Source organism: Sulfitobacter sp. UBA4523 (assembly GCF_002388305.1).
Classification (GTDB): domain Bacteria; phylum Pseudomonadota; class Alphaproteobacteria; order Rhodobacterales; family Rhodobacteraceae; genus Sulfitobacter; species Sulfitobacter pontiacus.
Map to the genome: position 1 here is coordinate 49,064 of NZ_DGMH01000019.1, position 6,561 is coordinate 55,624.

Consider the following 6,561-nt stretch of genomic DNA (forward strand, 5'->3'; position numbering starts at 1 on the left):
TCAGTCCCGCCCGTCTAGATGTTCAGCTTCCGCCATCGCCTGTTCGGCCGCGGATTGTACCAAAGGTACGGCAACGGGGTTTTCCAACCCCAATACGAAGGCCCGCCCATAGCCCCAGATCTGCAGCAGCAACCGCAGAGCCAGCACCGTAAAGGCCATTGGCACGATCAGTTTCGCAGGCCAGATCGGCAGACCGATATCGATGGAGCTGTCACGGCTCCACATCGGGGCGGCGAAGTCAAAGCTGCGCTGGAAATGCGCCCAAGAGCCCCAGATCAGCGCCAGCATAAGGATAAAGATCAGCACGACCGAGAATGTCTCGGCTGCCCATAGCGCGCGACCTTTAAGCTGGCCGATCAGGATGTCCATGCGCACATGGCCGCCGTTCCGCTGGGTATAGGAAATGCCCATGATCGCGATCAATGGCATGGCGAATTCAATCCAGTCCACATACCCCGCCAGCGGCGTGCCAAAGAACTTGCGGCCGCCAACGGACCAGACGGCAAGCACCATCAGCATGAAAACGGCAATACCAGAGACCAGAGCAAACACGGTTTCAAGGCGTAAAAGCCCTTTGTCGATACGGCTAAGCAGACTGCCGTCTTCGAGCACGGCGGAGGAACCGGCCATGATGCTTTCCTTTCAAATGAGTGGGAGGGAGATCGTACAAACAAAGGGGGCCTGCATCGGCAAGCCCCCTCCTCGCGCCAATTAGTTGGACGCGCGTTTTTCTTCAAGCGTTTTGACGACCAGGTCATAAAGCTCTTGGCCAGGGATGCCTTGGGCTTCCATGTCCTTGATCCAGGCTTCACGCGCAGGATCAGCTGCCTTGGATTTGAACTCGGCCAGAACTTCAGGCGTGAACATCACTTTTTCAACGCCTTTTTCTTCCAGCACGGCGTCCCAGCGGTTCAGCAGCTCGCCATAGTTCGCCAGATAGTGATCCAGCGCCTCATCGACAGAACCGTCCAGCGCTTCTTTTTCTGCGTCCGACAGGGCCTCATAGGCATCGATGTTCACCACAACAGGGCAGTTCACCGTGCCGGGGTTGAGGTTCGCGGTCCACCAATCGGCCTTGTTGATCGTACCAAAGCTCAGGTGGGCGTGCTGCGCGAAAGCCACGGTATCCACAACACCGGATTCCATTGCGTTATATGCTTCGGAGGAGGTCACGGAGGTCGGCACAGCGCCCACGGTTTCGAAGGCTTTGCCCAGACCACCTGTCGCACGCACGCGCATGCCGTCAAAGGATTCCAGCGTATCGCGAGGCTCGCCCGTGCCAACAAGATTGTACTGCGGCATTGGCGAGGTCATCAGCATCTTGGCGTTCCACTGTGCCATCTCTTTGGCGACGGCGGGGTGTGCGTAAACAGCGCGGGATACGGCAACTTCTTCTTCAAGGTTCTGAACCCCGAGGAAGGGCAGTTCTAGCACGGTGATCGCGCGGTTCTTGTCGGCGTGGTAACCAGCACAGAATTGCGCCATCTCGAAGGCACCGATGGAAATACCATCGAGGTTGTCAGAGTTCTTGGACAGACCGCCATAGCTGACATTGATGGTGAATTCGCCATTGGTCTTTTCGGACACAAGCTCGGCAATCTTTTCGACATGCTCGGTGAAGGCACGACGTTTACCCCAGACAGAGGCGTTCCATTCCGTCGCGGCCGCCTGCGAGGCAAAAGCGAAAGTCAAAGCGCAGACAGCTGCGCCGTTCAGTAGATTGTTCATTGATATCTCCCTTATGCGGGCTGTTTGGGGCCCGCTTGGGCGAAATACTATCCTTAGGGCAACTTGCTGCCAACCCCTGAACATATCTCTTGATTGCCCCTGTGGGAGCCTTCGGCGAGGATTTTTCACCATTTGGAACCATGCCCCGCGCGCGATCGGCCCCGTTAACAGGCAATCGGTGCTGTTTCCTAGGGTTTTGGCAGGGTTGTCAGCGAAATTTACTAGTCCGCGCAGCAGACGGAAAAATATTTACAGACAAACCGCGTGTTTCCATATGCTTATTTCCTTCTTTTCACTTCCCGTTATGATCTGCCAAGGGAGAGCCGCCACGCCCATGCGTCCGAGCGGCAGAAAACGAACAGAGTTCTGAGGGAGGAACCATGTCCAACGTCGCCACACAGACCTATCCGCCATCCGACGACATGGCGGCCAATGCCCATGTGAACGCCGCGAAATACGACGCGATGTATCATGCCTCTATCGCGGACCCCGAGGGGTTCTGGCTGGAGCAGGCGCAGCGCATCGACTGGATGAAGCCGTTTACCAAGGTCAAAGACGTCGATTTCACTTTCGGTCAGGTCAAGATCAACTGGTTTGCCGACGGTGCGCTGAACGTCAGCGCCAATTGCATCGACCGTCATCTTGAAATGCGCGGCGACCAGACCGCGATCATCTGGGAGCCGGACAGCCCGGACGAAGACGCGCAGCACATCAGCTATCGCGCCCTGCATGCCCAGACGTGTAAAATGGCCAATATCCTGCGCGATATCGGCGTCGGCAAAGGCGACCGGGTTATCATCTACATGCCGATGATCCCCGAAGCCGCCTATGCCATGCTGGCCTGCGCACGCATCGGTGCGATCCATTCGATCGTCTTCGCCGGGTTCTCTCCGGATGCGCTGGCGGCACGGGTACAGGGGTCGGACGCCAAGGTTGTGATCACCGCAGATTATGCGCCCCGCGGGGGCAAGGCGACACCGTTGAAGGCCAACGCGGACAAGGCTTTGGCAGGCTGCGATCCATCGGTCAAATGTCTGGTGGTGCGGCGCACTGGCGGTGATGTGGCGTGGAATGATGCGCGCGACGTGGATTATACCGCGCTTGAAAAAGAGGCTTCTGACACTTGCGCGCCGGAAGAGATGAACGCCGAAGATCCGCTGTTCATCCTCTATACCTCTGGCTCGACCGGTCAGCCCAAAGGGGTCGTGCATACGACGGGTGGCTATCTGGTCTATGCCGCGCTGACCCACGAGGTCACCTTTGATTACCACGATGGCGATGTCTATTGGTGCACGGCCGATGTGGGCTGGGTGACGGGCCACAGCTATATCGTCTACGGTCCGCTTGCCAACGGGGCCACAACGCTCATGTTCGAAGGCGTGCCCACCTACCCCGACGCCAGCCGCTTTTGGCAGATCTGTGAAAAACACAAGGTAAATCAGTTCTACACGGCCCCGACCGCCATTCGCGCGCTGATGGGCAAGGGCCGCGCCTTTGTTGACGGCTGCGATCTCAGGAGCCTGAAACTGCTTGGCACCGTGGGCGAGCCGATCAACCCCGAAGCCTGGAATTGGTACAATGACGTTGTGGGCAAAGGGAACTGCCCCATCGTGGACACATGGTGGCAGACGGAAACCGGCGGTCACCTGATGACGCCGCTGCCCGGTGCCCACGCCACCAAACCCGGCGCCGCGATGAAGCCCTTCTTCGGGATCAAACCGGTCGTACTTGAACCCACCACCGGTGCCGAGATCGAGGGCAATGACGTCGAGGGGGTTCTGTGTATCGCTGACAGCTGGCCCGGCCAGATGCGCACGGTCTGGGGCGATCACGAGCGGTTCGAGCAGACCTATTTCAGCGACTACAAGGGCTATTACTTCACCGGTGACGGGTGCCGCCGGGACGCGGATGGCGATTACTGGATCACGGGCCGCGTGGATGACGTGATCAACGTCTCCGGTCACCGGATGGGCACGGCCGAAGTCGAAAGCGCTTTGGTCGCCCACCCTAAGGTGGCAGAGGCCGCGGTCGTCGGGTTCCCCCATGATATCAAGGGTCAGGGCATCTATTGCTATGTCTCTCTGATGAGCGGCGAAAGCCCGAGCGAGGACCTGCGGGCCGAGCTACGCAACTGGGTCCGCTCGGAGATTGGCCCGATCGCTTCGCCCGATATGATCCAATGGGCCCCTGGCTTGCCCAAAACCCGTTCAGGCAAGATCATGCGCCGCATCCTGCGCAAGATCGCAGAGAATGACTATGGCACGCTCGGCGATACATCTACCCTGGCAGAGCCCGAGGTTGTCGACGATCTGATCGCGAACCGGATGAACCGCTGACCACATAACGCGAAAGGGGCACCAAATGGTGCCCCTTCTGCATATCGACCTATTGGCCTGAATTAGCCTTCGACGCGTTGCAGTGTAATTTCACCCACGCCGATGGCAAAGTTTACGCCGTTCTGCGTGTTGACGCTCACCGGTTGCAGCGCCAGCGTGTCTTCGGAACCGCCGACCATGACATTGGCACCTAGGCCAACACCAACAGTGGCTTCAGCAGAAACACCCTGATAGTCGCCGTTCAACCCGCCTTCGTAATATTCGGATTCAGTTGGTGCCAACACCAACCAGGACATCTGACCATTCTGGGTCTTGCCGATATCAATACCGTAGCGTTTGATGTCGCCGATGTATGTCTCGTCAGCCAGACCCTCTTGCACAGGATTGAAGGTGCAGGTTAGCTCACGGGTAGACCCGAAGATGAAGCCTGTGCCATCACCAACGTCACAGCTCAGCGAGCCGACCTCGGTGTGGTCCACAGTCTCGCCGTCGTCGGCAAGTGCAGGCGTGGACAAAGCAGCGCCGGTGACAAGGGCTGCAACAGTCAGCTTGATGGGGGCAAAACGATTCAGTGTCATAGTTAATCCTTCCGGCGGGAAACCCGCCAATAACAGTCGTGAGCGTCGGCATTCGGGTGCCTGTTGGCGGTAGCTGGAACCTCATATCCCAACACCCCTTCTCCGACAGGCAGTCCGAAATCTCGAAGTCATGCCTCTCAGTGGGGGAACAACACGGCAGGCGCTATTCGGTTCCACACAGCATTATTTAGCGACCACCATCGCCACCCGCAGAGGGAGTGCCGCAACGGGCCGGGGTTTGCTGTCTGGACAAATCCGGCTCCCCGTGGCACCGCTGCGGCATGGCTGATCCTTTGCACCACTTCATCCCTCTGCCCGACGCTACAGTCGAGCTTCGCCGCGCCTTTGGCCGTTTTGGCACAGGGGTCACGATTGTGACGGTGCAGACCGCGAATGGCCCATTGGGGATGACCGCGAACTCCTTTTCCTCGGTTTCGCTGGACCCGCCCCTGGTGCAGTGGTCCCCCGCGCTCAGTTCCAAACGTCATGACGCATTTACCAACGCGGCGCAGTTCGCTGTGCATATTCTGGGTAGCGGTCAGCGGGCACTGGCAGATGCCTTTGCTGTCTCTGGCGACGCGTTCGACCAATTCGACTGGACGGTTGGCCCCAATGGCGCACCGACACTGGCAGGCTGCCTCGCCAGCTTCCACTGTGACACCTACGGCGTGCATCCGGCGGGTGACCATTCCATTGTCCTCGGGCAGGTCACGCACGCCGCTTATGACCCAGACGACAGCGTTGCGGGCCTGATGTATGACCAAGGCCGCTATGGCCGTTTTACACCGCTGACGAAATAGCCCGTAAGCCTTTCCAAATGGTCAAAATCCCGGGGGTGTCCCGGCATCGCCGGGACGGGGGCTGGCCCCCATCCTAGCTGAACCGCAGAACAAAGCGCTCAATAGCGGATCAATAATCCTTCTCAAAGAAGATACCGATCCCGGTGTTCCCATCGGACCCGACCGTCCCCTTCGCCGTCAGGTTCTTGGTCAGATCAAGGTTGATAGACACATCCGCTGTCCCGTCAGAGGCGGCGGTCACATCGGTGTAGACATTCTCGGAAATGTATTTACCCGCGCGGACAGCCGTGGCACCGCTGTCGGTGGTGGTCACATCCAGATCGTCCAGCCCGAACCCCGTGCGCAGGTTAGAGATTACCCCCGCACCACCGCGTCCGGCAAGTGTCGCCACCGCGCTGGCGAGTTGCAGCGCCTGAAACGCCGAGATTTCAGAGATGTTTCGCCCAAACAGAAGCTGCGCCAGCACCTCGTCCTGCGGTGCATCGGGTGTCGATTCAAAGGAAACCTCGGGCGATGTGGCTTTGCCTTCGATCACGATACGAACCTCGCCTGTGTTGGTGGTCGTCGAGGTTACAAACCTCAGGTAGGGTACCAGATCGCCTTGGAAGCGCACGGCCCCTTCGTCCAGCTCGAACCGTTTGCCAAGAATATCCAGACGACCACGGATCAGGTCGAAGCGACCGGCAGAGATGATGCGATTGGTCGATCCCGTCAGTAACAGGCTACCGCCCAGTTCCGCATCCAGACCACGGCCGCGCACGAAAATCCGCCGTGGCGCATTGATGCGGACGTTCAGGCCAAACCCCGGCCCGCTGTCGCCCCTTGCCGCGGGATCCGTGCCCGCGTCGGCACCGGTCAAACCGGCCTTGCGACGGGTCGCCACAACATCTGCTGGCGCGCCGATGAAATCGATCTGTGGAATATCACCGATGCTGGTCATACCTGTTGACGGCACGCTTACCTCGGTCTCGCCCACGTCGATCTGACCGCTGATATTCGCCCCCCCCGAAAGCGGTCCCGCAAGACGCAGGTTGCCATCAAGCGACGTGCGATACAGCGATGGATCGATCAGCACGAGGTTGTTCAATCCGATCTGGATATCGGCGGGCAGTGATCCGG

Annotated in this window: 6 protein-coding genes; 2 read left to right on the plus strand and 4 right to left on the minus strand. The window is 59.0% G+C overall.

The window, feature by feature from the left end; genetic code table 11:
* Positions 1-630, minus strand: a complete 630-nt coding sequence (locus tag B3849_RS04185; RefSeq protein WP_005854247.1) for a TRAP transporter small permease subunit — start codon at positions 628-630, stop codon at positions 1-3.
* Positions 631-711: 81 nt separating this feature from the next.
* Positions 712-1,728: a TRAP transporter substrate-binding protein DctP gene (dctP, locus tag B3849_RS04190; RefSeq protein ID WP_005854249.1), complete on the minus strand. Its 1,017-nt coding sequence runs from the start codon at positions 1,726-1,728 to the stop codon at positions 712-714.
* A 380-nt stretch (positions 1,729-2,108) separates the two neighbouring features.
* On the opposite strand from dctP, the gene acs reads away from it, so the two are divergent.
* A complete protein-coding gene (acs, locus tag B3849_RS04195; RefSeq protein WP_278425940.1) occupies positions 2,109-4,064 on the plus strand; it encodes an acetate--CoA ligase in 1,956 nt (651 codons plus the stop codon).
* Positions 4,065-4,126: 62 nt separating this feature from the next.
* Here acs and B3849_RS04200 read toward each other — a convergent pair whose 3' ends face one another.
* Positions 4,127-4,642 carry a DUF992 domain-containing protein gene (locus tag B3849_RS04200; RefSeq protein WP_037944573.1) on the minus strand — a complete coding sequence of 172 codons (516 nt, stop codon included), beginning with the start codon at positions 4,640-4,642 and terminating at the stop codon, positions 4,127-4,129.
* A 281-nt stretch (positions 4,643-4,923) separates the two neighbouring features.
* On the opposite strand from B3849_RS04200, the gene B3849_RS04205 reads away from it, so the two are divergent.
* Complete coding sequence (locus B3849_RS04205) at positions 4,924-5,442, plus strand: flavin reductase family protein (protein WP_278425939.1); 519 nt, start codon at positions 4,924-4,926, stop codon at positions 5,440-5,442.
* Between the two features lie 109 nt (positions 5,443-5,551).
* On the opposite strand, the gene B3849_RS04210 is transcribed toward B3849_RS04205, so the two are convergent.
* Positions 5,552-6,561: translocation/assembly module TamB domain-containing protein (locus B3849_RS04210; RefSeq protein WP_286779857.1), on the minus strand; the 1,010-nt coding region annotated here is incomplete at its 5' end.

What these genes read in the sequence shown, in the direction of transcription:
- acs (WP_278425940.1), top strand. Translation starts at nt 2,109, where the DNA reads ATGTCCAACGTCGCCACACAGACCTATCCGCCATCCGACGACATGGCG.
- B3849_RS04185 (WP_005854247.1), bottom strand. Translation starts at nt 630, where the DNA reads ATGGCCGGTTCCTCCGCCGTGCTCGAAGACGGCAGTCTGCTTAGCCGT.
- B3849_RS04205 (WP_278425939.1), top strand. Translation starts at nt 4,924, where the DNA reads ATGGCTGATCCTTTGCACCACTTCATCCCTCTGCCCGACGCTACAGTC.
- dctP (WP_005854249.1), bottom strand. Translation starts at nt 1,728, where the DNA reads ATGAACAATCTACTGAACGGCGCAGCTGTCTGCGCTTTGACTTTCGCT.
- B3849_RS04200 (WP_037944573.1), bottom strand. Translation starts at nt 4,642, where the DNA reads ATGACACTGAATCGTTTTGCCCCCATCAAGCTGACTGTTGCAGCCCTT.